The sequence below is a fragment of the Kingella potus genome, assembly GCF_900451175.1.
In the GTDB taxonomy this organism is placed as follows: Bacteria; Pseudomonadota; Gammaproteobacteria; order Burkholderiales; family Neisseriaceae; genus Neisseria; species Neisseria potus.
Genome location: NZ_UGJJ01000003.1, coordinates 1 through 24935 on the forward strand (window position 1 = coordinate 1; position 24935 = coordinate 24935).

General features: G+C 56.7%; 33 protein-coding genes, 1 tRNA gene and 1 pseudogene. 25 read left to right on the top strand and 10 right to left on the bottom strand.

What is annotated here, in order from left to right:
- The 4 genes from DYE40_RS09965 to DYE40_RS09980 form a co-directional block, all read right to left on the bottom strand.
- Positions 1–790 (bottom strand): ATP-binding protein (locus DYE40_RS09965; RefSeq protein ID WP_115308981.1); only part of this gene is annotated, 790 nt, incomplete at its 3' end.
- A complete protein-coding gene (locus tag DYE40_RS12960) occupies positions 787–1719 on the bottom strand; it encodes a hypothetical protein (RefSeq protein ID WP_244731579.1) in 933 nt (310 codons plus the stop codon). The genes DYE40_RS12960 and DYE40_RS09965, both read right to left, overlap by 4 nt.
- On the bottom strand, positions 1716–2003 hold the full coding sequence (locus tag DYE40_RS09975) for a helix-turn-helix domain-containing protein (RefSeq protein ID WP_115307181.1): 288 nt from the start codon (positions 2001–2003) through the stop codon (positions 1716–1718). Before DYE40_RS09975 ends, DYE40_RS12960 begins: the two co-directional genes overlap by 4 nt.
- A 64-nt stretch (positions 2004–2067) precedes the next feature.
- The gene (locus tag DYE40_RS09980; protein ID WP_115308982.1) at positions 2068–2223 is read right to left on the bottom strand and encodes a helix-turn-helix domain-containing protein; all 156 of its coding nucleotides are present in this window, start codon (positions 2221–2223) and stop codon (positions 2068–2070) included.
- A 167-nt stretch (positions 2224–2390) separates the two neighbouring features.
- Between DYE40_RS09980 and DYE40_RS09985 the strand changes: the two genes are divergently transcribed.
- The gene (locus DYE40_RS09985) at positions 2391–2579 is read left to right on the top strand and encodes a hypothetical protein (protein WP_115307179.1); all 189 of its coding nucleotides are present in this window, start codon (positions 2391–2393) and stop codon (positions 2577–2579) included.
- On the opposite strand, the gene DYE40_RS12365 is transcribed toward DYE40_RS09985, so the two are convergent.
- Positions 2537–2719, bottom strand: a complete 183-nt coding sequence (locus DYE40_RS12365) for a hypothetical protein (RefSeq protein ID WP_147286531.1) — start codon at positions 2717–2719, stop codon at positions 2537–2539. The two genes, DYE40_RS09985 and DYE40_RS12365, sit on opposite strands and share 43 nt — an antisense overlap.
- A 1-nt stretch (position 2720) precedes the next feature.
- On the bottom strand, positions 2721–2942 hold the full coding sequence (locus DYE40_RS09990; RefSeq protein WP_115307178.1) for a transcriptional regulator: 222 nt from the start codon (positions 2940–2942) through the stop codon (positions 2721–2723).
- 112 nt (positions 2943–3054) lie between these two features.
- Here DYE40_RS09990 and DYE40_RS12965 point away from each other — a divergent pair, with 112 nt between their 5' ends.
- The 9 genes from DYE40_RS12965 (at position 3055) to DYE40_RS10040 (ending at position 8374) form a co-directional block, all read left to right on the top strand.
- The gene (locus DYE40_RS12965; RefSeq protein WP_244731581.1) at positions 3055–3717 is read left to right on the top strand and encodes a LexA family transcriptional regulator; all 663 of its coding nucleotides are present in this window, start codon (positions 3055–3057) and stop codon (positions 3715–3717) included.
- Positions 3718–3768: 51 nt separating this feature from the next.
- On the top strand, positions 3769–4689 hold the full coding sequence (locus DYE40_RS10005) for a hypothetical protein (protein ID WP_147286530.1): 921 nt from the start codon (positions 3769–3771) through the stop codon (positions 4687–4689).
- Positions 4690–4998: 309 nt separating this feature from the next.
- Positions 4999–5184, top strand: coding sequence for a ribbon-helix-helix domain-containing protein (locus DYE40_RS10010; RefSeq protein WP_115307176.1), 186 nt, complete (start codon positions 4999–5001; stop codon positions 5182–5184).
- Between the two features lie 285 nt (positions 5185–5469).
- Positions 5470–5652 (top strand): ribbon-helix-helix domain-containing protein, encoded by a 183-nt coding sequence (locus tag DYE40_RS10015; RefSeq protein WP_115307175.1) that lies wholly within the window; start codon positions 5470–5472, stop codon positions 5650–5652.
- Between the two features lie 90 nt (positions 5653–5742).
- A complete protein-coding gene (locus DYE40_RS10020; protein WP_115307174.1) occupies positions 5743–6495 on the top strand; it encodes a hypothetical protein in 753 nt (250 codons plus the stop codon).
- Entirely contained in the window at positions 6492–6980 is a 489-nt protein-coding gene (locus DYE40_RS10025) for a type II toxin-antitoxin system VapC family toxin (protein ID WP_115307173.1), read from the top strand. Before DYE40_RS10020 ends, DYE40_RS10025 begins: the two co-directional genes overlap by 4 nt.
- Before the next feature lie 270 nt (positions 6981–7250).
- Entirely contained in the window at positions 7251–7643 is a 393-nt protein-coding gene (locus tag DYE40_RS10030) for a hypothetical protein (RefSeq protein ID WP_115308913.1), read from the top strand.
- Positions 7640–7873, top strand: coding sequence for a hypothetical protein (locus tag DYE40_RS10035; RefSeq protein ID WP_115307171.1), 234 nt, complete (start codon positions 7640–7642; stop codon positions 7871–7873). The genes DYE40_RS10030 and DYE40_RS10035 overlap by 4 nt, the downstream gene beginning before the upstream one ends.
- A gap of 231 nt (positions 7874–8104) precedes the next feature.
- Positions 8105–8374 (top strand): hypothetical protein, encoded by a 270-nt coding sequence (locus tag DYE40_RS10040; protein ID WP_147286627.1) that lies wholly within the window; start codon positions 8105–8107, stop codon positions 8372–8374.
- 291 nt (positions 8375–8665) lie between these two features.
- Here the strand turns inward: DYE40_RS10040 and DYE40_RS10045 are convergent.
- A pseudogene (locus DYE40_RS10045) lies at positions 8666–9230 on the bottom strand (KilA-N domain-containing protein); the annotation flags it as partial.
- A gap of 302 nt (positions 9231–9532) precedes the next feature.
- Positions 9533–9823, bottom strand: a complete 291-nt coding sequence (locus tag DYE40_RS10050) for a hypothetical protein (protein WP_115308984.1) — start codon at positions 9821–9823, stop codon at positions 9533–9535.
- 74 nt (positions 9824–9897) lie between these two features.
- Between DYE40_RS10050 and DYE40_RS12670 the strand changes: the two genes are divergently transcribed.
- Positions 9898–10059, top strand: a complete 162-nt coding sequence (locus DYE40_RS12670) for a hypothetical protein (RefSeq protein WP_172461263.1) — start codon at positions 9898–9900, stop codon at positions 10057–10059.
- Complete coding sequence (bet, locus tag DYE40_RS10055; protein WP_115308910.1) at positions 10056–10925, top strand: phage recombination protein Bet; 870 nt, start codon at positions 10056–10058, stop codon at positions 10923–10925. The genes DYE40_RS12670 and bet overlap by 4 nt, the downstream gene beginning before the upstream one ends.
- A gap of 130 nt (positions 10926–11055) precedes the next feature.
- On the opposite strand, the gene DYE40_RS10060 is transcribed toward bet, so the two are convergent.
- Positions 11056–11838, bottom strand: a complete 783-nt coding sequence (locus tag DYE40_RS10060) for a KilA-N domain-containing protein (RefSeq protein WP_115308985.1) — start codon at positions 11836–11838, stop codon at positions 11056–11058.
- Positions 11839–12094: 256 nt separating this feature from the next.
- On the opposite strand from DYE40_RS10060, the gene DYE40_RS10065 reads away from it, so the two are divergent.
- The 7 genes from DYE40_RS10065 (at position 12095) to DYE40_RS10090 (ending at position 14678) form a co-directional block, all read left to right on the top strand.
- Positions 12095–12709, top strand: a complete 615-nt coding sequence (locus DYE40_RS10065; protein WP_115308909.1) for a lambda exonuclease family protein — start codon at positions 12095–12097, stop codon at positions 12707–12709.
- Positions 12710–12785: 76 nt separating this feature from the next.
- A complete protein-coding gene (locus tag DYE40_RS10070) occupies positions 12786–13508 on the top strand; it encodes a hypothetical protein (protein WP_115308908.1) in 723 nt (240 codons plus the stop codon).
- Complete coding sequence (locus tag DYE40_RS10075; protein ID WP_115308907.1) at positions 13474–13719, top strand: flagellar protein required for flagellar formation; 246 nt, start codon at positions 13474–13476, stop codon at positions 13717–13719. The genes DYE40_RS10070 and DYE40_RS10075 overlap by 35 nt, the downstream gene beginning before the upstream one ends.
- Positions 13720–13722: 3 nt before the next feature.
- Positions 13723–14082, top strand: a complete 360-nt coding sequence (locus DYE40_RS10080; protein ID WP_115308906.1) for a hypothetical protein — start codon at positions 13723–13725, stop codon at positions 14080–14082.
- Between the two features lie 16 nt (positions 14083–14098).
- The gene (locus DYE40_RS12675) at positions 14099–14275 is read left to right on the top strand and encodes a hypothetical protein (RefSeq protein WP_172461249.1); all 177 of its coding nucleotides are present in this window, start codon (positions 14099–14101) and stop codon (positions 14273–14275) included.
- Positions 14272–14490, top strand: coding sequence for a hypothetical protein (locus DYE40_RS10085; RefSeq protein WP_115308905.1), 219 nt, complete (start codon positions 14272–14274; stop codon positions 14488–14490). Before DYE40_RS12675 ends, DYE40_RS10085 begins: the two co-directional genes overlap by 4 nt.
- A complete protein-coding gene (locus DYE40_RS10090) occupies positions 14487–14678 on the top strand; it encodes a helix-turn-helix transcriptional regulator (RefSeq protein ID WP_115308904.1) in 192 nt (63 codons plus the stop codon). The genes DYE40_RS10085 and DYE40_RS10090 overlap by 4 nt, the downstream gene beginning before the upstream one ends.
- A gap of 92 nt (positions 14679–14770) precedes the next feature.
- Here the strand turns inward: DYE40_RS10090 and DYE40_RS10095 are convergent.
- Positions 14771–14846: transfer RNA gene (locus DYE40_RS10095), tRNA-Thr, on the bottom strand.
- Between the two features lie 593 nt (positions 14847–15439).
- Here DYE40_RS10095 and earP point away from each other — a divergent pair.
- From earP to DYE40_RS10125, 6 genes are all read left to right on the top strand, one after another.
- Positions 15440–16579, top strand: coding sequence for an elongation factor P maturation arginine rhamnosyltransferase EarP (gene earP, locus DYE40_RS10100; protein WP_425311293.1), 1140 nt, complete (start codon positions 15440–15442; stop codon positions 16577–16579).
- Positions 16580–16622: 43 nt separating this feature from the next.
- The gene (efp, locus tag DYE40_RS10105) at positions 16623–17183 is read left to right on the top strand and encodes an elongation factor P (RefSeq protein WP_115308987.1); all 561 of its coding nucleotides are present in this window, start codon (positions 16623–16625) and stop codon (positions 17181–17183) included.
- A 182-nt stretch (positions 17184–17365) separates the two neighbouring features.
- Positions 17366–20134: a preprotein translocase subunit SecA gene (secA, locus tag DYE40_RS10110; protein ID WP_115308988.1), complete on the top strand. Its 2769-nt coding sequence runs from the start codon at positions 17366–17368 to the stop codon at positions 20132–20134.
- Positions 20135–20301: 167 nt separating this feature from the next.
- Entirely contained in the window at positions 20302–22188 is a 1887-nt protein-coding gene (locus tag DYE40_RS10115; protein ID WP_115308989.1) for a tetratricopeptide repeat protein, read from the top strand.
- A gap of 113 nt (positions 22189–22301) precedes the next feature.
- Positions 22302–22625, top strand: coding sequence for a hypothetical protein (locus DYE40_RS10120; protein ID WP_115308990.1), 324 nt, complete (start codon positions 22302–22304; stop codon positions 22623–22625).
- 6 nt (positions 22626–22631) lie between these two features.
- A complete protein-coding gene (locus DYE40_RS10125) occupies positions 22632–24878 on the top strand; it encodes a DNA internalization-related competence protein ComEC/Rec2 (RefSeq protein WP_115308991.1) in 2247 nt (748 codons plus the stop codon).
- Positions 24879–24935 lie beyond the last annotated feature (57 nt).

Consider the following 24935-nt stretch of genomic DNA (forward strand, 5'->3'; position numbering starts at 1 on the left):
GAAGACCAGCACTTCGCCGCCGTCCTCTTTCACACGAATCGGCAATCCGTGCGCCGACTGCTTCGCGCAGGCCGTTAAAATCGAGATTGGAAATCAGGATGGTCGGGCGGCAGTTCTGATAGCGTTCGTTGAACACGTCGAACAGGGCGCGGCTTTCGGCATCCGTGCCGCTTTGCACGCCCACCTCGTCGATCACCAGCAAATCATAGCCGCCGAATGCCGCGATAATCTGCGATTCGGTGTAGGCACTGCCGTAGCTTTTGGCTTCGCGTACCGTGCGGTTGAGTTCCGACACGCTGGCAAACCGCGCCATACCGCCGCAATTGCGGATAACGTGGCGGGCAACGGCGCAGGCAAGGTGGGTTTTTCCCGTTCCCCGGGATTGCCCAGCAGGGGCGAGATTGCGGCCGCTGTGGCCTTGTGAAAACTCGTGCGCATAGGCTTTGATGCGCTCGATGTTGTAGCGTTGCGGCCGGTTGTCCGCATCCACGCAGTAGCCTGCGACGGTGCGTTCGGCAAAGCGTTTGGGGATGCGTGCCATGCCGATACGCTGCTCGATGATCCTGCGCTGCTGCTCCGCCTGCCTTGCCGCAAGAGCCGCCTCTTCGGCCTGCCTGCGCTGCTGCTCCGCCTCTTTCGCACACTCGGGACAGCCCTGCGTGTAGCGGCGGTAAACGCGCTCGGTGTAGTCCGTGCCGTGCCTGTCGCAATGCTTTTGCGTTTCGCTGAGCGGGGTCAGCATGGCGGCCAGCGTATGGCTGCTTTTCATCATTTCGCCGACGGATTTCACAACACGTCCTTCGCTAAAAACGCCCCGCCGACGGTGTGGATGGGCGTGTCTTTGACGGAGTTTCCACGCACGGCCGGATTGCGGTGTTCGTGCAGCCACTGTGCACAAAAACCCACCCAGCCGCGTTCGCAACACAGCGTCAATGCCTGTTCCAGCGACAAACCCGCACGGTTTGCCTCCCGCTCCAAGCCATCCAGCGCGGTTTTCGTCAGCGTGGCCGAACGCTTGTCCCTGCGCACCGCCAGATAATCCCGCGCCAAATCCCCGTCTATGCCCCGATCGGCCAAGAGGTTCAGCGCATCCAGCTCACGCCGTGCGGCGGAAGGTTGGCGTTTGGCAGGCTTGGCAGGTCTCGGCGGTGCGGCAGGTTTTTCAGACGGCCTGTCTGCAAGACTTTCCGAAGGTCGGTTGGCAGACACACAACGCGCCTCGCGCGTAATATTTCTGTTGTAATCTACTGCTGTAGTCTTCTGGTAGTCTTCTGTTCTTATATACGAATGTTGATTTTGCATTTCGTCGGCTGTTGATTCCTCACTTCCCGAATGTTGCTTTTGCATTTCGGGGCTGTTGCTTTTGCATTTCGGGGCTGTTGATTCCCCACTTCCCGAATGTTGCAGCATCAGCGCATCAAAAGCGTCCAAATCCAATCGGTAGTAAATCCGGTGTTCGATACGTTTTTCCGTTTCAACCAACACCCCCCGCTCGCGCAGCTTGGCGCGCGCGGTGCGCTGCTCCTGCACGCTCAATCCCGTTTCCATTTCAATCTCTTCGGCGGTGCGGTAAATGCCCAAATCGCTCTCGCCTTTGTCGTTCCAGTAGAAGAAATGGGAAAACAGAATCGACGCATTCACGCCGCCCAGCGGCTTGGCAAGCTGCGGGAAATAGGCAATCGGCCTGCCGTGCAGCTTCAACATTTCAGACGGCCTCATAGCCCGCTCCTTCCGTTTTCCAGCGTCAGATGGTAAACATTCGTCAGATTTTGGCCGTGTCCGATTTTCCGTTTTTCAATCCGTAAAAAACCGTATTCCTCCAGCCAGCGGATATGGTTGATTACCGCCCTGCTCGAACACTCCGCCGCCTCGGCCACGGAAGCATAGGAAGGCCGGCATTCCCCCCTGTCATTGGCCTGATCGGCCAGCTTCAGCAACACCAGCTTGCGGATGGCATTGCCCACTTTCAGGCTCATGGCTTTCGCCGTTAAAGACATACTCATGCTTCAACTCCCATCGAATAGCGCACATAACGCGCCCCGTTGTTTTCTTCGCCCGCGCGGGCAATCACCACCCGCGCCCTTCCAATTCGGTAATCCGCGCGGCAAGCTGCGTAATGCCAAACTTCGCATAGGCTTCAAAACTCGTAACCGAGCCGCCCGCCTGCAAATATTCCAACAAACGCGCACACTGGCTGTTGCGCTTCAAAGGTTTCAAGGGCATAATTTCCTCCTCAATTTCATTGAGTGAAGTGATATAGTTCTTTCGTTCCCCCGACCCGTTCGGGGGCTTTTTTTGCCGTCTGTCCGTGCCGTCAAGCGTCTGTCCGCTTTGTCATTCATCCGTGTAGAATCGAAGTTCCACCAACAACCCTCCACGGAGAATTTGAAATGAATGAATCTGCTTACAATCAGGCCGTAGAAATCGCCAAAGCAGCCATACAGGCCAAGCCCGACATGTTTCTGAAAGGCTCGCAGCCCGTCTTCATCAAGCAAAGCGCGCAAACCATCGCCGACTTTATCGAACAAACCGCGCTTCACTTGGAAGCAGTGCGCGAACGCTTGGAAAAAGAGCGGTAATCCTCCAGCCACAGCAAAGCGTTTTCCAGCGACAAAAGCACATCAAACGGCGCAGCCTTGCTTTGGCGCGCCTTCTTCCACGCCAGCTTCTCCAAACGCTTGCGCTCTTTCTTTTTCAGCTTCAACCGCTTCGTCTCCATCTCACACCTCCTTCAATTCAGGCCAAATCTCGTGCCAGTCGTCAGGCCGCAGGTCTTTGCGCGAAACCAGCCCGCCCGTCGCCTGCTCGATTTTCGGGCAATATTTCGGCGGCATTTTTCTGTGTCCGTTTTTGACTTGCCATAAAAACGCGGGACTGACTCCCACTTTTTTTGACAACTCGGAGGCGGAAACTCCGCCGCTCAAATAATCAATTAATTTCATATAGCATTGCTTCTTATTTAATGCGAGATAGTATAGCAAAGATACGACAAGAATAGTAGCCTTGTTATTTTTAGCAATGCTTAAAATTGTTAAAAATGACAAGGAGACAAAAATGAATAGATTAGAACGGGTTAAAACCCTTATTGAAGAAAACTATAACGGTAATCAGACAGAATTTGCCCGCGCCATCGGCAAAGCGGCGGCACAGGTAAATCAATGGGTAAACGGATACCGCAATATCGGCGACGGTGCGGCAGCCAATATAGAAACCGCCCTAGACCTTCCGCGCGGCTGGCTCGACGGCGAAGCGGGGCACGCCTACCGCAGCGACACCCCCGTTGTCCGTGCGGGCTGGCTTTCCGTCCCCCGTCTGGCCGCCACCGGCGAAATGGGCGCGGGCATCGAAGCCGACGATCCCGATGCCGTGATTGATTTTGTCGTTGTTGCCCGCGCCTGGGCCAAACAGCAATTCGGCGGCAGCCTCGACAGCCTGCGCGTCATCAACGCCAAAGGCGACAGCATGGAAGACACCATCTCCGACGGCGACATCGTTTTTGCCGACAGCTCCGTCTGCTGCTACGAAGGCGACGGCATCTACGTCATCGCCACCGCCTCCGGCCTGCGCATCAAACGCCTGCAAGCACTCATCGGCGGCGGCCTCAACATCATTTCCGACAACAAAGCCTACCCCGTGGAAACCATCCCCCCCGAAAGCCTCGAACACATCCGCATCTGCGGCCGCGTCAAAGGCCGCTGGACGCTGGGTACGTTTTGAGCCGGCGAACAAACCCGTTAAAGTTTCTTTGGCTTAATCAGGAGAATTAATATGGCTGCATCAACCGCCGCAAACGAACATATTTACCAACTTCCCGCTTCACTTTATTTCCGCACAGATCGTCCGGTGCAAATCGGAGAATTGGTTACGTCTTTGCAGTCTTTGGAAAAAATAACTGCCAGAATGCCCAAGCTGCTGGGAACAATCGCAAATGTTCAGGTATTGCGCACCGAGCTGTTGGTAAACGAAATTCAGGCCGGCAGCATTTGGGAAGATTTCATCGTTTCCGTCGTATTCGGCAATGAAGAGGAGATGATAAAATTCAGCAAATATATGAACGGAGTTTTAAGGGAGCATCCTGTGGAAATTGGCAGCATACTAATCGGGGGGATGCTGGTTTTTGGCATTTATAAAGCGATTGCGTGGGCAAAGGGCGATTCGTCAAAAGATGCCAACCACATTGAAATAAAAAACAATACTATTATTCAGATTGGCGCGGAAACGGTTGAAAAGTCCCCGGAGCAATTTGTTGAAATAATCAAATCAACCGTGGGAGCGCACAAAAGCATAGCCAAAGAGGCTGTAAACGTGATTGCACCTGCCAAGAAAGAAAAAGGAAGCAGCATAAGTTTTGGAGGGAAAAACGAAGACTTGCCGACACTTGATGCGGGCTTAATCGAATCCGTACCCGGCTCGTTGAATATTGATCCGGAATCGTCATCGCGCGATTTCTACGATATTGATTTAAACATACGCAAATTAAACCGCGACGGCGATACAGGCTGGGAGGCACTTATGCCGCCGCATATTACCAGACGCTTGAAATTAACATTTGCAGATGGAATTTCCCATGAAGACATTGACGGGAAGTTCGAGTTTCGCGCCGATGTAAAAGTCTTCTACAAGCCGCAAGGGCGGAGCAGGACACTTACTCCGTATGAAATTATGCTGATTTCATTGGTTGAAAACTAAGCTCCCTGCTTTAGCCACAAAAAAGCCACGGAAAATCCGTGGTTTTTTTGCAAAAGTGCTTGCATATTATTCTAATGTGTATTAGAATTATCCCTGTTGTGAAGAGCAACAAAGGAAAAGCCCCCAAACCTGATAATTCGGGGGCGTTACACAGGAAGGATTACCCGATGAGTACCTTCATCAAAGTAATTTTTCTGGTGTTATTCTTGCTGATGTGGCAATCAGCTTGGTAACGTAGTACCAGACAGGGGGAGTTGCCGCTCCTCCTGCTTCCGCCTAATATACAAAACCTTTGCTGGAAAATCAATCATGGAAACGAAAAAATACGACCAAGCCGCCTACAACCGCAAAAGCCGCGAGAAACACGGCATACGCCAGAAGTCTTTTGCGCTCGACCCCGACACCATAGCCCTACTGGAGCGGCTGGCGGCAGAACGCGGCGAAACCCAAACCGCCGTATTCAAAGCAGCCTTGAATAAATTGGCAGAAGGTTGAGCCGCCGCAAAAGCGAAAAGCCCCGTAAATACGGGGCTTTCACGCAGAAAGTGCTTGCTTAAATTAGTAAGCTAGGCTATAATACATCCCATCGGTTGAACAAGAACCGATAGGACAAACGCCCAACCTGCAATCCTGCTTTAAGGGCACTTTCAGGAGAATGAAAAATGAAATGGCTCATTTTTATTCTTCTCATGGTTTTATCGGCTAACGCCTATTAACCTTTGAGAAGCGGCGGGGTGGTAACGACACCCTGCCGTTACTCAAAATCTTAAAGGAATCATCATGGCACTGTCAAGACACGAAATCCAAAAGAAATCCGACCAAAAGCGCGGTGTAAAAAACAAAGCCTTCAAAATGAAGCTGGAAGACATCGCGCTAATCGAGGAAACCGCCCAAAGGCTGGGCATCAGCCAAATCGACCTGGTTGTCCGCGCCGTGCGCGAATACGCCGAACGCAAGCCCTAGCCCGCAGGCCGCCTGAAAGTAAAAACAGTTGCGCCGGCATTTAAAAACAGGATAATTTCAGTAACTTTTTCATTTTTTTCAGGAGGCCGCATGAAGCCAAACATCGAAAGCGGGGTAATCGCCCTAAGCGTTTCAATGCCCGACGCAACACAGCGGCTTACCCCTGAAACCACCCCCGCCGCCGCAGTAGGCAAGCTGTTTGCCCAAATGGTGGAACTGCTCAAAAGCAAAGACATTGCGCCGCAGGAAATACTGTTTGCAGGCGTAACAGAGGGCTGCACGCAGCTTGCAGTCAGGGTGCCCGCAGGCAAAGAAACCGCGATTGCAGCCGCCTTAATGTCCAAAAGCGAAACAGATTTGGCCGGTATCAAAAAAACCCTTTCGCATTACGGCCTGTGCGCCAAAATACACACAGCGGACGGATTTGTCCGCAGCCTGATTCCCGAAACCAAGCCCGAAACCTACGAATACGAAGTCTTCCAAGAAGAAACATTCAGGGGCAAAGTCATCAACATCGGCGGCAAAGACGAAACCGTTCCCATGAAGCTGCTCACCGAAAACGGCGAAGTCAGCCTTACCATCGACAGCACCGACCTTGCCCGCCGTATCGGCGCACACCTGTTTGACTACATCGAATGCACCGGCAGCGGCCTGCTGAAACTCGATGCCCACAGCCTCAAATGGCAGCCCGTGGGCGGCAGATTCAAAATACACAGCTTTGAAGTCTTACCCGAAGCCGATTATGACGCATTTTTAGCAAAATTCCGCCTGATTGATTCCGAGTGGGGGCGCACCGCCGACCCAATCCAGAAAATCGAAGCCATAAGGAGCGGCAGCTTATGATCGTGCTGGACAACAACGCCTTGGTTTTCCTTTACCGCCCCGAGGGCGGGCAGGAAGACCACAGCATCAGGATGAAGCACCTGTTTGAATGCCAAAAAGAACAAGGCGGCATTTTCGGCATACCCGCCCCCGTGCTATCCGAGTTTCTCATCGGCGAACCAAGCCCCGCCAAACGGCAGGAATTTTTGCAACTGTTTGGCGCGAAAAGCCGGATTTTCAAAATACTGCCTTTCGATATGAAAAGCGCGGCCGTCTGCGCCATCATCTCCGACAGGCTCAAAAACCTGCCAAACGAAGAAAGCAAAGAACCGCGCCAAAAAATCAAAATCGACCGTCAGATTATCGCAATCGCCCTAAGCAACAGCGCACAGTCCGTTATCTCCCACGATAAAAACCTACTGAACACAGCAGCCAGGCTGGACTTGAAAGCCATGTCGGTTGAAGACATAGAACTGCCGCCCGAAATGCAGCCGGGCTTGTTTTAAATACCAAAAAGCCACACCCTGCTTTTTGGTATAAATCGCAGATACCGCAGGCCGTCTGAAAACAGGCGGCCTTTTGCCATCCGCCCAATCCCCGCCCCCCGCCCTTGCCCCGCCGCAAGGGCGGTTTTTTTGCGCCTGCCGAAAACTTTGTTATCAATAAAATCAATGCTATATTAACTCTGCTACATTAAATCTTATCTTTGCTATTGATGTATTCGCTAGCTTTGCTATACTACACCCATCAAAACAACCCACCCAAGGAAGCCCGTCATGAACACCGCAGACATCCAAAGCCGCGCCGACGGCTACCACCTTGCCCTGGAAGCCGCCTACTACCGCGCCCTTGATTTGGCCGAAGCCGCAGAAGACGAAGAAGAAAGAGCCAACGAAGCCGCGTATCAGCAGGCGCAATGGCACAGCCGCCACAGCCTGCCCGAACTGCTGGCCGCATGGGTGGAAGCCGACGACCTCTGCCAAGAAGACTACGAAAGCTGCGGCCAAAGCGATTTTGAAGCCTTCAACAAAGAAACCTTGGAGCTGATGGGCGGGCCGCCACTCGCCCTGCCCCTGCCGATACCCACATGGGCGGAGTATTGCGCCCTCAAAGCCGCCCCCCTCATGCGCGGCAGCGACCCCCGAATCCAAACAAGGAAAGCAGCATGAACATCAGCGACGAACGAATCCGCTTCCTCATCGCCCGCCCCTATGCCCAAAGAGCCGCCGCCGCCGAGCTGGCCGCCCACATGAGCGCAGGCCAAACCATCGACACCCTCTACCGCAAAGTCAGCACCGCCGCATGGAACGAAATCATGCAGGTGCTGGAACAACAGGCCGCCGAACAAATCGCCGAGCAAATCGACGAATACCAATGGGAACAAAACCACCCCGCATAACCCGAACAAACAAACCCCGACAATGCCGCGCCGTCAGTCGGACAGTGGGCGCGGCACGGCAAGTTCCGCCGCAGCAAACCCCGACCACGCGCGGCCTGCCTACCTCACAAGCAATCCTTGGCAGGCGCGGCGCGGGCGGTACGAAGAAACCGCCGTTTCAGACGGCCTCCCCGCGAACAGGTGCGGGGAGGCGGCCTGAAAAAACAAAGGAAAAAGGAAAAAGGAAAAAACATGAGCCTCGAAAAAATCACAGCATGGGCGGTATTCGCCGCCACCCTCGCCCTCTTGGCCATATCCGGCGGCTGCGAACACCCCGCCGTGCAAAGCATAGAGCGGCAGGAAATCAAGCCCGCCGTCTTTGCCCCCGACCCCGCAAAAGAAAACTACCTGCGCATGGCAGAAGAATTTGCCGCCGCCCAAGCGCGGCAGAAACAGCGCGAAGCCCAAACAGAGCAGGCCGACAAAAGCACCATACGGCCGCCCTACGAACCCGTTATGTAGCAAAAAAGCCGCCTGAAAACAGACGGCCGCACAGGGAAAAACCATGTTCACATCACAAACCGCGCACCGCAGACCCGTTTACCCTGGCCAAAGCCCGCTGCACCGTATCCAGCCAAAAATGCGGCTCCTGCGCCAGCGAAAAAGCACGGCCGGAAAAACGGCTGCCCACACCGCGCAGCGCATCGGAAAGCGGATAGAGAAACTCCGAGCAGTCCGCCAAATACTTGGCGCACACCCCGATAGCATGGATTTCATCGGCGGAAAACTGCTTTTCAGACGGCCTTTCAATCTTTTCCAGCACCTCGCCCGTCAAAGCATTGTCCAAAGTGAGCGCATGGACGTAGCGCACCGCATCGGGCAGAGATTCGCGCGGGATGTCTTCGATGGCCTCCACGCCGAAACGCTGATGCACCATATTGTAGGCCGTGGAGTAGTCCACCCGCCGCAGCCCCACCAAAGCGGACACCGCCTGCCGCAGCGCGGTACGTTCGTCGGATGTCGTGCGGGATTCGGCTTTCAGACGGCCTCCAAGAATCTGCTCGATTTGCTCGTCGCACCACACCGCAAAACGCGGGTCAAGCCAGCGGGCGAAGTGAATGGCGAGTTTCGGATGCAGCCATGTGCCGCGTGTGCTGCCCCCATTTTTTACAACAACTAATTGATTTTCTTCCACTAAGATTTTTGTCTTACTGGAAAGATGTTCTGCAAGTGCAGAGATATATTGTTGAGTTTGTTCGGTTTTTAAATAATCACGCGGCTGTTTGCCAAAATGTGCAGCAATTTGAGTAGCGTTGAGAAAACCGTTGTTGTTGAAAGAAACGGATACAGAGTTGAAAGAAAGGTTTTGAATAGACATTGCAATGTCTCCTAGTGAAAAGTTTTAGGAAAAATGCCCATTTGGGCGGGGGTGTCCTAACAAACTCACTAGCAGCTCGTCCGAGACCTTACGGTTACTCGCACCCCCATAACTTTCAGGCAGCCTGAAATACCAAGCAACCTTTATGGGGAGTGATGCACAAAATTGCAGCAATAAAAAACCGTGTTTGGCGACACGGAAGCCGCTGCTAGTTAAATTGTTTGTTAGGAGACTGCATTATTCCCCGCCCAATTTAAAAAAGCAACAAAAAAATCCGCACAAGACGGATTTGGTTGAAGAAGTTAATGAATTTTCATATTTATAACATCCTCAATAGGATAAATTTCCAAGAATTTTTGGACTTTTTCCAAAAGCTGCCCATGTGCTGCAATTTCAGGATATTTATCAACATAAGAGCATAACTCCGCAATAACCGTTTCAGCAGCCCGTTTTGCGACCTCTATTTGTTGATTATATTCTTCTATATTTTCAGTATGTTGCTTTTTAAGTGTTTTTATAAAAAGAAGTGTAGCAAAGCCCAGCTTGGCAAATTCATCAACCCGAATGCTTACCGTAATTAATTTTTCATCCATTGTAAATCTCCCAGTAAAAGAGATTTTGATGATACCTGTCCACCCAACCCGAATCAACCCGAAAGGAGCCCGCCATGCCCGCCTACTACCTGCGCCGCAACGGCAAAGAATGGGAAATCGGCGAAATCCGCTACACAGCCGCCGCCGACCGCCGCACCCGCCGCGTCATCAGCCTGCACAAAACCCAAGCCCAAGCGCAACAACGCTACGACCAACTCACAGGAGCAACAAAATGAGCATCGCCAACACCCAAGCCCTCGCCCTAGCCAAACAATTCGGCATACAAGGCGACCCCGCAGAACTCGTGCAAACCCTCAAAGCCACCGCCTTCAAAGGCAACGCCACCGACGCACAGTTCAACGCCCTCTTGATTGTCGCCACCCAATACAGCCTCAACCCCTTTACCAAAGAAATCTACGCCTTTCCCGACAAAAGCAACGGCATCACCCCCGTTGTCGGCGTAGACGGCTGGGCGCGCATCATCAACAGCAACAGCCAGTTTGACGGCATGGACTTCCAACAAGACAACGAAAGCTGCACCTGCCGCATCTACCGCAAAGACCGCAGCCACCCCATTGTCGTAACCGAATACCTCGACGAATGCCGCCGCAACACCCAGCCCTGGCAAAGCCACCCCAAACGCATGCTGCGCCACAAAGCCATGATACAGGCCGCCCGCCTCGCCTTCGGCTTCACCGGCATCTACGACGAAGACGAAGCCGAACGCATCAAAGACGCCAAAGACGGCATCCGCCCCGAAGCCGCCAGCCCCTTTGCCGGCGAACGCCAACACCCCCGCCGCGCCGAAATCACCGCCGCCGGCGAAGCCGCGGCCAACCAAGGCATAGAAGCCTACCGCGCATGGTTTGGCGGCATCGGCAAAGAAGAGCGGCACATCCTCGGCGCAGACGAACACAACCGCCTCAAAGCCATCGCCGACAACACCATCCAAGCCGAACCGGCCGCCGACCCCCGCCCCACACTCGACGCGCAGCAGTTTGACGAATTGGCCGGCCGCATCATCACCGGCGAAGCCGACTACACCGAAGCGCAGGCCTACGCCCTCACCGCCGAACAACAGGAACGCCTCGACAAACTGTGAAATTCAAACGGCCGCAAACGCAGGGTGTGCCGCCCAAGCGGCGCACGCGGCCTATGCCGCAAAACCGCGCCCCCAAACAAAAAAGCCGCCTGAAAACAGACGGCCATACAAGGAAAAACCCATGTTCACATCACAAACCGCGCACCGCAGACCCGTTTACCCGAGCCAAAGCCCGCTGCACCGTATCCAGCCAAAAGTGCGGCTCCTGCGCCAGCGAAAAAGCACGGCCGGAAAAACGGCTGCCCAAGCCGCGCAGCGAATCGGACAGCGGATAGAGAAACGCCGAGCAGTCGGCCAAATACTTGGCGCACACCCCGATCGCATGGATTTCATCGGCGGAAAACTGCTTTTCAGACGGCCTGTCAATCTTTTCCAACACCTCGCCCGTCAACGCATTATCCAGCGTCAGCGCGTGAACGTAGCGCACCGCATCAGGCAGGGTTTCGCGCGGCAAATCCTCGATTTTCTCCACGCCGAAACGCTGATGCACCATATTGTAGGCGGTGGAATAGTCCACCCGCCGCAGCCCCACCAGCGCGGACACCGCCTGCCGCAGCGCGGTACGTTCGTCGGAAGTAGTGCGGGATTCGGTTTTCAGACGGCCTGTAACCACCGCGTCGAAAGTGCGGATAACCAGCAGGAAGAATTTGGCGGAAATCCAAGTGGCGTAGGCGTAAACCAGTTCCTTACACACAAACGTGCCGAGACCTTGTTTTGATTGAATTATTTTACCTTCCGACTGCAATTCCTCATTTTTGAGGAAATCAATTAAATCAACAGTTTGAGCATTTCTAAGCCAGTTTGCAGGCTGAAAGCGTTTCTCGCCACCGCTGGCTTTATGCAGGTCGTTCAGATTGTAGAGGTTGTTGGAAGTTTGGCGAATTGCCACATTGGAAATACAGATTGAGTTCATTTGAACACCTTTTTGTTTAGGAATTAAAGAAATACCCAAAATGGGCGGGGGTTGTCCTACGCCAAAAAGTGCGCCGAGCCGTTACCGGTACTCGCAACCCCCAAAACAGTTTTGAAAAACCCGCCGCAAATGGAAAAGGCGTGTTTAGGGGAATGATGCAAAAGTAAATCCGACAACTGGTCGGCACAGCTTTTTGGTTAGGAACCCGCATCATACCCCACCCATTTACCCAAAATCAACCCGAAAGGAGCCCACCATGCAGCAGCACACCCCCGAATGGCACGCCGCCCGCCTCGGCAAACTCACCGCCAGCCGCATCCACGAAGCCACCACCAAATCCGCCCGCAGCTGCAGCGGCTACCTGGCCGCCCGCGAAAACTACAAAGCCGAACTGATTTGCGAACGCCTCACCGGCCGGCCCTACGGCGGCCTCAACACCCCCGCCATGCAGCACGGCACCGACACCGAGCCGCAAGCCCGCGCCGCCTACATGCTCGAAACCGGCAACGACGTAGCCGAAACCGGCTTCATCCCACACCCGGGCATCGCCATGAGCGGAGCCAGCCCCGACGGCCTGATTGGCGCAGACGGCCTGATTGAAATCAAATGTCCCAACACCGCCACCCACATAGATTTTTTACGCAGCGGCCGCCCCAAGCCCCAGTATTTGGCGCAAATGCAATGGCAAATGGCCTGCACCGGCCGGCAATGGTGCGACTTCGTCAGCTACGACCCCCGCCTGCCCGAGACCCTCGCCATCCGCATCAAACGCATAGAGCGCGATAACGACACCATCGCCCGCCTCGAAGCCGAAGCCGAGAAATTCCTAAACGAAACCGCAGCCGAAACCGAATACCTGCAAAACCTATAACCCCAATACAGCGCACGCGCCCACAAAAAAAGGCCGTCCGCATACCCCTTTACCAACCGCCAAAACAGGAGAACCCATGATTTCCACCTACGGCGCAAGCCGCGAACAGGCTGAACGCTTCGTTACCCTGTACCGCGCCAAAGCCCCCATCCGTGCCGCCGCCCACGAAGCCGGCATCAGCATCATCCAAGCCACCATGATTGCGCAGGCCTCCGGCATCCTGCGCCTCACCGAAGGCTTCATCGTCAACAGCAGAGGCGCGGAAATCGGCCGCATTGGAGAAAGCCTGTTTGCCCGCCACCTGCCCGAAGCCGTCAACACCAACCTATCGGTGCAATTCAACAATCCCGCCTACGACTTCATCCTCAACGGCGCGAAAATCGACGTAAAAAGCTCGGCAGGCTTCAACCGCACCCGCGACAAAGACAACATGCTCCTCTACCGCTTCCGCTGCCCCAACAAATTCGAAACCGACCTCTTCGTCTTCTTCGTCAAGCCCGAGGCCGAAGCCGATGAAACCGACGAAGACAGCTACACCCATTGCTTCATCATCCCCAGCCTCTTCCTGCTCAACCACAAACAGGTAGAAGTAAGCCGGAAAACCATCTTGGAAAAGCGCGGCGCGTGGTCGGAATTTCTGTTCCCCGTATCCGAACTGCGGGACAACATACTCATGCTTACCGCAAGCCCGCAACATCTCGCTGTGCCACCCGAACTGCGCGAAGCCGCCGAAGCCAACCAAGCCCTGAAAGACGAAACCAATCATGCAAAATCAAAGCGTAACCTCCCAACTGCGTGAAGAACTCTTCACCACCCTGCGCGGCCTCAAAGACGGCAGCGTCAACATCGAAACCGCCCACGCCGTCAGCAAAATCAGCAGCAACATCATCAGCACAGTCGTAGTCGAAATCCAGGCCGCCCAAACCGTCGGCGCAGACAAAATCAGCTCCATCAACGGACTGGATGCCCGACAGATACGCGGCGGCGTGGTTCACAAACTGAAAGGATAAAACATGACCCGCCAATACCGATTCGGCGACCGCGTACGCCACCCGCAACACGGCGAAGGCTTTGTTACCGCCGTCTACCCCGACGAAACCGAAGTCTGCTTTGAAGTCTACTTCGCCAACGACACCCTCGGCACATACACCGCAGCCGAACTGCACCCCGTCCCCCATCCCGACACCGAGAGGCTGAATTGGCTGACAAAAAACGACAGCGCCCTAACCGAAAGACTCTGCGACGAAGACGGCAGCCGCCTCGACACCCCGTTTGCCGTCATCCAAAAGCAGCAGGAACACTTTGAAGTATTGGCCGCAGCGGCAGACATCCGCCAAGCCATCGACACCGCTATGCGCCAAAAGGCCGTCTGAAACGAAAGGAATCAACATGACACCCGAACAAACCGAGCAAGAACGCACCGCATTTGAGCGCGTTTTCAACATGGAAGACTACCCACTGATTGACCTGTCAATGGATGGAGAAGACTACGTTTCATCCTTTACCCGCGCCCTGTTTAGAGGCTGGCTCGCCCGCGCCGAACAGAGCACAGGAGACAGCGCATGAACCCCATCCGCCAACGCGAAGAAGTCCGCCAAATGCGCGAACAAGCCGAACGCAGCGCAGAGCTTGCCGAGCGCATCCTAGAAAACGCCCTGCGCCAAAAAGCCGCAGCCGCAGCCTGCGAACAAAAAGCCCTGCGCTGCCTAATCATCAACACCGCCCTAGCCGCCCTGGTTATCGGCCTGTGGCTGGGCATGGCAATAGGAGATTTGACATGATCGAGCACCTAAATGCAGAACAGACGGCCGAACTACTCGGCATTGCCAAAAGCACCTTCTTGCGCAAATACGCCGTCCGTCCCGACTTCCCCGACCGCATCCGCATTTCGCGAAAAATCATGTTTTGGAAACGTGATGAAGTTGAAGCATGGCGCAACCGCCACCGAGAACAACGCCCAAAAATATGAAAACAGCCGCCTATATTTAGGCGGCTGCTTATTCGACATTGCACCAGCTTTGCACCATATAACTGATAACTTACTGAATACAAATAAATACTTGGTGCCGGCGGCAGGATTCGAACTCGCGACCCCCTGATTACAAGTCAGGTGCTCTACCAACTGAGCTACACCGGCTGAAAGAAGCGTGCATTATGCTTCCTTTTTCCCATAGCTGCAAGCGGTTTTGATAGAAAATCTATCAAGAATGCTTCATTTTGCTGTTTTTCCTAACCAAATATCTCAAAACTGTCCGACATCCGATTCCTGTTGCTCCGCATCGCAGGCATCGGCCGACACGGCTTACGGTTTCCGCCGCGCTTTGCCCGTTCCGGCAAGCCGGAAAAACGTATTCTCCGATTGTATTTTCAGACGGCCTCCCAGATTCCGGCAGACAGCCGGACGGCAAACCCGCAATAAAACAAGGCTTCGCGCAGTTGCCCACAAAAGCTGTGGATAAGTTTGTGGATTTTTTGTGGGCGGCCGCATATTTTGCCATACATTCGCGGTCTGTTTTACTTTGATGAAAAAACAGGCAATTATATAAATTCATAAAAATCAAATTGTTAAATAATCACATATCTTGTCAAGAGGCAGATTGGGAATTTCCGTACGGCACGCGGGCATTTTGCCCTACGTGTGGATAAAAGGATATTTTTCCTTCCGTTTGCGCTTGACAAAACAGCGCAAGAGCGTAAAACCCCAAGCCGATTGGACTTTACGGACTCCCACTGATGCCCCCCCGCCCCTCCTGCCATATTTTCTGCACGGTGATCGACAATTTCGGCGACATCGGCATCAGCTGGCGTTTGGCACGTATTCTGCAAAACGAATGCGGCTGGAACATTACTTTATGGCTGGACGACGAAGCGGCTCTGCGCTCCCTCTGCCCCGATCTGCCCGCCCTGCCCTGCCGTTACCGTGGCACGGATTTGCGGCTGTGGCACGAAGGGGAAGAAACAGCGCAATGGAACGAAACCGCCGACATTGTGATCGAAACTTTCGGCTGCAATCTGCCCGAATCCGTCAAAAAAAGCATAGGAAAACAGAAAGCATTATGGCTGAACTGGGAATACCTCAGCGCAGAGGAATGGGCGGCAGCCATGCACGGCAAGCCCTCGCCGCAGGCCGACGGCACGGAAAAATTCTTCTGGCTGATGGGTTTCGACGAACGCAGCGGCGGACTTTTACGCGAAAAAAATTATGAAGCACTCTGCCGCTGCGAACCGCAGCTTTTCCGACGGCAGCTCGGTTTGGCGGAAAAAACCGCGCCCGAATGGCTGCTGTTCGGCTACCGCAGCGAAATATGGGTAGACTGGCTGTACACATGGCAGGCGGCGGGCGAGCCGATGACCCTGCTTCTGGCCGGCGGACAGGTTACCGACAGCCTGAAACAGTCCGGCATCATTCCGCAACACAGCCTCAAATGCGACGGCGATGTTTTTCAGACGGCCTGTATCAGACTCGTCCGCCTGCCTTTCGTGCCGCAACACGATTTCGACCGCCTGCTGCATCTTTCAGACGGCCTCATCGTACGCGGCGAAGACAGCTTCGTGCGTGCCCAGTTTGCCGGCAAACCGTTTTTCTGGCACATCTACCCGCAGGACGAAATGGCGCATTTGGCCAAACTGGCGGCATTCTGGCAGCAGGTTTATCCGCTTTTCCCACCCGAAGCCGCCGCCGCCCACCGCGCATTGTCGGAAGAAATCAACGGCAAAGACCGTTTACCGGATGAAAAACGGCTGGCATACTGGCTTGCGTTGGGCAACCGCCTGCCCGCATGGAGCCGCGCCGCACAAATCTGGCAGCAGAAACTCTTTTCGCAGGAAACGGCGGCGGAAAAACTGGCAAACTTCGTCAAACACCGCTAGAATGCCGCGCTTTTATTTTCTAATTCACAGATTGGACAACAACATGAAAACCGCACAAGAACTGCGCGCAGGCAACGTATTTATGGTCGGCAACGATCCGATGGTGGTACAGAAAACCGAATACATCAAAGGCGGCCGCTCTTCGGCCAAAGTCAGCATGAAGCTGAAAAACCTGCTTACCGGCGCGGCTACCGAAACCATTTACAAGGCCGACGACAAATTCGACGTGGTGGTCTTGGCGCGAAAAAACTGTACATACAGCTATTTTGCCGACCCGATGTATGTGTTTATGGACGACGAATTCAACCAATACGAAATCGAAGCCGAAAACATCGGCGATTCGCTCAAATTCATCGTTGACGGCATGGAAGACGTGTGCGAAGTAACTTTCTACGAAGGCAACCCGATTTCGGTAGAGCTGCCCACCATCATCGTGCGCGAAGTCGAATATACCGAGCCTGCGGTAAAAGGCGATACCTCGGGCAAAGTAATGAAAACCGCGCGCCTGGTTGGCGGTACCGAAATCCAAGTCATGTCCTACATCGAAAACGGCGACAAAGTCGAAATCGACACCCGCACCGGCGAATTCCGCAAACGTGCCTGAATCACTTGCGAAAAAGATCAAACAGGCCGTCTGAAAATTTTTCAGACGGCCTTTTCCTTACACTTCGCCGGCATCCTCTCCCTCCGCTTTATCCCGCCTGATTATCGGTTTTCAGACGGCCTGTGTTAAAATGCGCGGTTATTGCCTTTGAAAAACCTACAAGGTTCAGGAATTTTCTTACCATGCTCACTCAATTAGCCAAAAAAGTCTTCGGCAGCCGCAATGACCGCCTGCTGAAACAGTATCGGAAAACCGTTGCGAAAATCAACGCGCTGGAAACGCAGATGCAGGAATTGGACGATGCCGCCTTGCAGGCGAAAACGGCCGAATTCAAGCAGCGTATCGCCGAAGGTGCGGATCTGGACAGCATCCTGCCCGAAGCGTTCGCCGTCTGCCGCGAGGCTTCGCGCCGCGTGCTGGGTATGCGCCATTTCGATGTACAGCTGATCGGCGGCATGGTGCTGCACTACGGGAAAATCGCCGAAATGCGTACGGGTGAAGGTAAAACGCTGGTGGCAACGCTGCCGGTCTACCTGAACGCACTCTCCGGCAAAGGCGTACACGTGGTAACCGTCAACGACTATCTGGCACAGCGCGATGCCGCCACTATGGAGCCGCTGTACAATTTCCTCGGCCTGCAAGTGGGCGTGATCATCAGCGATTTGGATCCCTACCAGCGGCAGAATGCCTATGCTGCAGACATTACCTACGGCACAAACAACGAATTCGGTTTCGACTACCTGCGCGACAATATGGTTACCTCGCAGGAGCAGAAAGTACAGCGCGATCTCAACTTCGCCGTAGTGGACGAAGTGGACTCCATCCTGATTGACGAAGCACGTACGCCGCTGATTATTTCGGGACAGGCCGACGACAACGTCAGCCTGTACCAAATCATGAACCAGGTTCCCGCACAGCTCTTCCGCCAGGAAAGCGAAGAAGGCGAAGGCGATTACTGGGTGGACGAAAAAAACCACAGCGTGATTTTGAGCGAAGCCGGACACGAACACGCAGAAGCCGTGTTGAACCGCATGGGTCTTTTGGAAGAAGGCGATTCGCTCTATTCCGTGTCCAATATCGCCCTGATGCACCACCTGATGGCCTCGCTGCGGGCGTACTCCCTGTTTCACAAAGACCAGCACTATGTGATTCAGGACGGCGAAATCGTAATCGTCGACGAATTTACCGGCCGCCTGATGTCCGGCCGCCGCTGGTCCGACGGCCTGCATCAGGCGGTGGAGGCCAAAGAAGGCGTGGAAATCAAACGCGAAAACCAAACACTGGCCTCCATTACCTTCCAAAACTACTTCCGCCTGTATACCAAACTATCAGGCATGACCGGCACCGCCGATACCGAAGCATTCGAGTTCCAAAGCATCTACAACTTGGAAACCGTCATCATCCCCACCAACCGCCCCGTCCAACGCAAAGACTACAACGACCAGATTTTCCGTTCGTCGGAAGAAAAATACGAAGCCGTCGTCAAAGACATCATCGAATGTTACAAACGCGGCCAGCCGGTGCTGGTCGGCACCACCAGCATCGAAAACTCCGAACTGGTTTCCACCCTGCTCGACCGCGAAGGCATCCCGCACAACGTACTGAATGCCAAAGAACACCAGCGCGAAGCCCTGATTGTGGCGCAGGCCGGCAAAATCGGCGCGATTACCGTCGCCACCAATATGGCCGGACGCGGTACCGACATCGTCCTCGGCGGCAACGTCAAACACCAGTCCGAAGCCGTCCTTGCCGACGAAAGCCTCAGCGAAGGAGAAAAAGCCGCCCGCATCGCCAAGCTGGAAAACGGCTGGCAGGAAGAACACGACAAAGTTATGGAAGCCGGCGGCCTGCACATCATCGGTACCGAACGCCACGAAAGCCGCCGCATCGACAACCAGCTCCGGGGACGCGCAGGCCGCCAGGGCGACCCAGGTTCCAGCCGTTTCTATCTTTCCTTTGAAGACCCGCTGCTGCGCCTTTTCGCTCTGGACCGCGCCGCCGCCATCCTCAACCGCCTTGCACCCGAACGCGGCGTGGCCATCGAAGCCGGTATGCTTACCCGCCAAATCGAAGGAGCGCAACGCAAAGTCGAAGGCCGCAACTTCGATATGCGCAAACAGGTTTTGGAATACGACGACGTAGCCAACGACCAGCGCAAAGTTATCTATTTCCAACGCAACGACATCCTGTCTTCGCAAGAAATCTCCGCAATGGCCCAAGAGTTTCTCGAAGAAACCATCGCCTCGGTAGTGGATACGCATATGCCGCCCGAAAGCATGGAAGAACAATGGGATCTGCCCACGCTCGAAGCACGGCTTGCCGCCGATTTCCGCATCCGTGCCGACATCCGCGGCTGGCTCAAAGACGACAACACCCTCGACAACCAAGACGTGAAAGAACGCCTGATTGCGCAGGCCTCGCAGGAATACGCCGGCAAAACCGAACTTGTCGGCCGCGAAGAAATGCAGGGTTTCGAGCGCAACGTCATGCTGCAGGTAATCGACGGTCAATGGCGCGACCACCTCGCCGCGATGGACTACCTGCGCCAGGGCATCCATCTGCGCGGTTATGCCCAGAAAAACCCCAAGCAGGAATACAAGCGCGAAGCCTTTGAAATGTTCCAAAACCTGTGGAACGGCATCAAATACCAAATCGCCTCCTTCCTCAGCTCCGTCCAAATCCAAATGGACGAAAATATTGCCGAAGAAAGCGAACCCGCCGAACTCTCCGATCTGCACGCCCATGCCGTCCACGCCGACGCGCCCGATATGGAAGAAATCCTGTCGCAGTCGCGCACCGATTTGGTGGCCGGAGCCTTCGATCCGAACGCAGATCAGGAAGACTACTCGCCCGAAGCACTCGCCGGACGCGGCATCGTCGTCCACCGCAACGAACCCTGCCCCTGCGGCAGCGGCCTGAAATACAAACAGTGCCACGGCAAACTTGCCTGACCCGTTTCACGCCGTAAACCGCGCCTTTTGACAGAACGCCCGTTCGCCGCCGAAGGCGCGGTTTTTTACCGCCGCAGCTTCCCCCGCTGTGTTAGAGTTGCTTTCCCCGTCTCCTTACAGGCCGTCTGAAAACCCTTTCCCGGCGGCCGATTGCACAAGGAAAAAATATGCCTGCCGGAAAACCCAAACTTACTGCTGCCGCCTGCGCCCTGATCCTGCTGTCCGTCCCCGTGCTGCACGCTGCGGGCAAAATCAAACAGCCTGTCGCCAAAGTCGCCCGCGTCGGCCATATCCGTATGGACGAAGCCGAAACCGCCCGCCGCGAAGCCGTCGTCCGCCATACCAACGACACCTTTACCCTGTTCAGCGCGGAACTTGCCCTGCAAAAAGGCGATCCCGGCACGGCATTGGGCACCTACATCGCCATGCTCGAACGCACCCGCGATCCCGAAGTGGCCGAACGCGCCATCGACATGGCCGTCGGCCTCGGTGCCTACCAATATGCCGAACAGGTTTACCAAAGCTGGCTCAAAATCGAACCCGCCCCCGGCCCCGCGCTGCAACGCATTACCTGGATGCGCGACATGGTGCGCGGCAACTATGCCAACGCCCGCGACGGCTTTGATGCCGCCCTCGCAGGTGCAGACGAGAGCCAGCGCAGCCGCATCTTCCTCCTCGTTGCCCAAATCGCCGCGCAAAACCCCGAAGTGGCGAAAATCATGGAAGACACCGTCCACAAACACGCCGCCGCCCATCAGGACAAACCCGATGCCGTCATCGCCGACGCCATCCTCAGCGCACTCAACGACAAACCCGATGCCGCCGTACGCGCCCTGCAACGCCTTGCGCAACTGGACAGCGAAATCCTGCCGCCCACCTACATCACCATGCGCCTCATCGGCCAGCGCAAGCCGGACACCATCAACCGCTTCTTCGCCGAAACCGACACCGAAAAGCTCTCCCCCGTCTGGCAGGAGCTGCAAATCGAAGCCCTGATTTACGCCGGCAAAAAAGAAGAGGCCGGCCGCCTGCTGCAACACCTGATCGACAAACGCCCCAGCGCCGACCTCTACATCCAGGCCGCCCTGCTTTCCTCCAACCGTAAAGCCCCCCTCGAAGAAACCGTAGGCTACCTGACCAAAGCCTACCAAACCGGCACACAGGAGCAGCAGAGCCGCGCCGCCGTCATCGCCGTTTTGCGCAACGCCGACAACAAAAACTTCGCCGCCGCCCGCAAATGGGTGGCAAAAATCCACGCCGCCGACTATGCCTTCGACAAAGCCGTCCTGACCGCCTCGCTCGATGCCGAAGAACACAAATGGCAGCAGGCAGCCGCCGAAGTGCGCCGCGCCCGCAAAATGACCGCCAAACAGGGACGCTTCTTCGACACCACCCACCTCGACCGCATCGAAACCCTCACCGCCGCACGCCTTCCCGCCCCGCAGCAGGCACTCGCCGCCCTTAACCGCCTCTACGAACGCGCCGTACGGCAAAAAGCCGATGCCGAAACCCTCGCCACCATCCTTTACCAGCGCGCCCTCGTATACAGCGACCGCCTGCACCAGCCCGAAAAAGCCGTTGCCGACCTGCGCCGCTGCCTCGAACTCGTCCCCGGCAACCCCAACACCCAAAACGCCCTCGGCTACACCCTCATCACGCTGTCCAAGCCGCAAATCAACGAAGGCTTCGTCCTTATCAGCGCGGCCTTCGAGCAAATGCCCGAAGATCCCGCCGTCAACGACAGCATGGGCTGGGCCTACTTCCTCAAAGGCGATGCCGAAGCCGCCCTGCCCTACCTGCAATACGCCTTCAAAGAACAGCCCGAAGCAGAAGTTGCCGCCCACCTGGGCGAAGTCCTGTGGACGCTGGGCAGGAAAGACGAAGCCAGCGCAATCCTCAAACAAGGGCAAAGCATCGACAGCGGCCACCGTGTCCTGCAAAACACCCTGCACCGCCTCGGCCTGACTCCGGCCAAACCCGCTGCCGAAACTGCCAAAGGCAAAGGCAAAGCCGAGCCTGTCCAGCAGGCCGCCAAGAAGAAAAAGGCCGTCTGAAAGCGCAGCTTCAACAAAGTTAAAACGCGGTTCCGGCGCAGCCGCCATCCTGTAACCCCAAAATGTTTTTTCAGACGGCCTGTCCGCATTCACCATCACCTCCGAAGCCGACTATGGGCATCCACCTTATCCCCCGCAAACGCAACGGCTGCCGTCTGTACGGTTTTCCGTATGGCAGCAGCCGTTTTGCCGCACGGGAAAATACGCCGCCCGAATACCGTTCCTGCCCTGCCCGCCGCCATCCCGCCCGGGCCGCAGGGCAAAAGCTGCGGCACAACGGCAGGCAGATTTCTTCCAAATACCCCATGCTGCCCCGCATCCCGCACCCGACCGCAGCAGGCTTCCCATCTGCGGCCGCAGTCCGCGCCGCCACCCGGCCTGCCGGCGGCACTTTCCGCCGCCGGAAACACGGCGGCCTGTCCGAATCGGAAGGCTGAGCCGCCATGCCGTTTTACCTGCTGCCCGCCTTTGCCTCCGGAGTCGTCCTCTCCTTCGCCCTGCCCGCCGTGCCGCCGCCCGCCCTTTGGACGGCGGCTTTCTGCTGCACGGCAGCGGTGTTTTGGCGGCACAGAAAAAGCGGGCTGTGGGCGGCCGTATTCCTTGCCGGCGCGTTGTGGGGCGTGTGGCGCACCGAAACCGCACTCGCACAACGCTGGCCGTCTGAAAAACAGGGCAGCACGGTTGCCATGACCGTACACGTGGCCGGACTGCCGCAGGACGACGGGCGGCGCGTACGCTTCCGGGCCGACGCGCTGGCCGCCGACGGACAACGCTACCGCATACAGCTTGCCGATTTCCGCCGCCGCGACTGGCCGGCAGGCAGCACCTGGCGGCTGAACGTGCGCCTGCGCTCCCCCGTAGGCGAAAGCAACCTGCGCGGCTTCAACCGCGAAGCGTGGGCATTGGCCAACAGCATCGACGCTTTGGGCACGGCGGGCGCGGAACGGCAGGTTGCGGCATGGCCGGGCGGTTTTACCAACGCTTTTTCAGACGGCCTGCTGCGTCTGCGCGAAAAAATCAGCGCAAACTGGCGGCATCTGCCACCCGAAACCGCCGACGGCGCGGCACTGATGCGCGCCCTGTCCGTGGGCGAACAGGACGCGCTGCGCGACGAATGGTGGCAGGCCTTCCGTCCGCTGGGGCTGAACCATCTCGTCAGCGTTTCCGGCCTGCACGTTACGATGGTTGCGCTGATGGCGGCATGGCTCGCCAAGCCGCTGCTGCTGCGGCTGCCTTTTACCCCGCGCCGCCCGAAAGCATGGCTGGCGGCAGCAGGTGCGGCGGCGGCTCTGTTTTACACCGGACTGGCCGGTTTCGCCGTGCCCACCGTGCGCTCGCTGCTGATGATTGTCGCCGTGTCGGCGGCATGGCTCGCCGGCGGCACGGCCTCCGCATGGCGCGGCTGGTGGTTTGCGCTCGCGCTGGTGCTGCTGTCCGATCCCGCCGCAGCGCTCTCGGCGGGAAGCTGGCTGTCGTTTGGCCTTGTTGCCGCACTGCTGTGGGCAGACGCATGGCGCACCGGCCGCCGCAAACCTGCCGCTGCCGCCCTGCGCGGCCAATGGGCGGCAACGCTGGCCACCGTCCCCTCGGCGGGCAGCCTGTTTTCCGTCCTCCCTCCCGCCGCACCCGTAGCCAACGCGCCGGCCATTCTCTGGTTTTCGTGGATACTCGTCCCCCTCGCGCTGGCCGCCTCGCTGCTGCCCGTTTACCCGCTGCAATACGCGGCAGCATGGCTGGGCGGGCAAACCCTGCACGTTTTGTCGTGGGCGGCGCGTTATGCTCCCGAATGGGGTGTGGCCGCCGCCCCGCCGCTGCTGCTGCCGCTTGCCGCAGCCGCATGCGGCATCCTCCTGCTGCCGCGCGGCGCGGGGCTGCGGCCGTGGGCCGTGCTGGTGCTGGCCGGTTTTGTGTTTTACCGCCCCGCCCCGCCCGAAACAGGCCGTCTGAAAACCACAGTCCTCGATGTCGGGCAAGGGCTGTCGGTGTATTTTCAGACGGCCTCCCACAGCCTGCTGTTCGACACAGGCACAGAAGGCGCGGCACAGATGCAGACCCTGCCCGCCCTGCGCGGCGCAGGCCTGCGGCGGCCGGACATACTGGTTTTGTCCCACCACGATACCGACCACGACGGCGGCGCGGCCCTCCTTACCGCCGCCCTCTCCCCCCGCGCCGTACTGGCCGGCCAGCCGGAGTTTTACCCGCAGGCGCGAAGCTGCCGCGCCGAACAGGCATGGCAATGGGACGGCGTACGCTTCGAGTTTCTCGACACCGGCGCGGGCGGAGCGGGCGACAACGGGCTAAGCTGCGTGCTGCGCGTTGTCGCCGGAGGCACGGCCGTGCTGGTCGGCGGCGATTTGGACGCGCGCGGCGAAGCCGAACTCATCCGCCGCTACGGCGGCAGCCTCTACTCGCAGGTGCTGGTGCTCGGCCACCACGGCAGCCGCAGCGCATCCTCCGGCGCATTCCTCAACACCGTATCGCCGCAATACGCCGTGGCCTCCGCCGGCTTCGGCAACCCCTACGGCCACCCCGCCCGCGAAGTGCAAACCCGCCTCTCCGCCCACGGCATCCGCCTCCTGCGCACCGACCGCCAGGGCGCGTGGCAGTTTGACACCGGCGGCACCGACATCCGCGTCCGTCCCGCCGCACCCAAACGGTTTTACTGGCAGCAAAAACCGTTTGCCGACTGACAAACAGGCCGTCTGAAAACCCGAATATGCGGCTTTTCAGACGGCCTGTCATGCGCC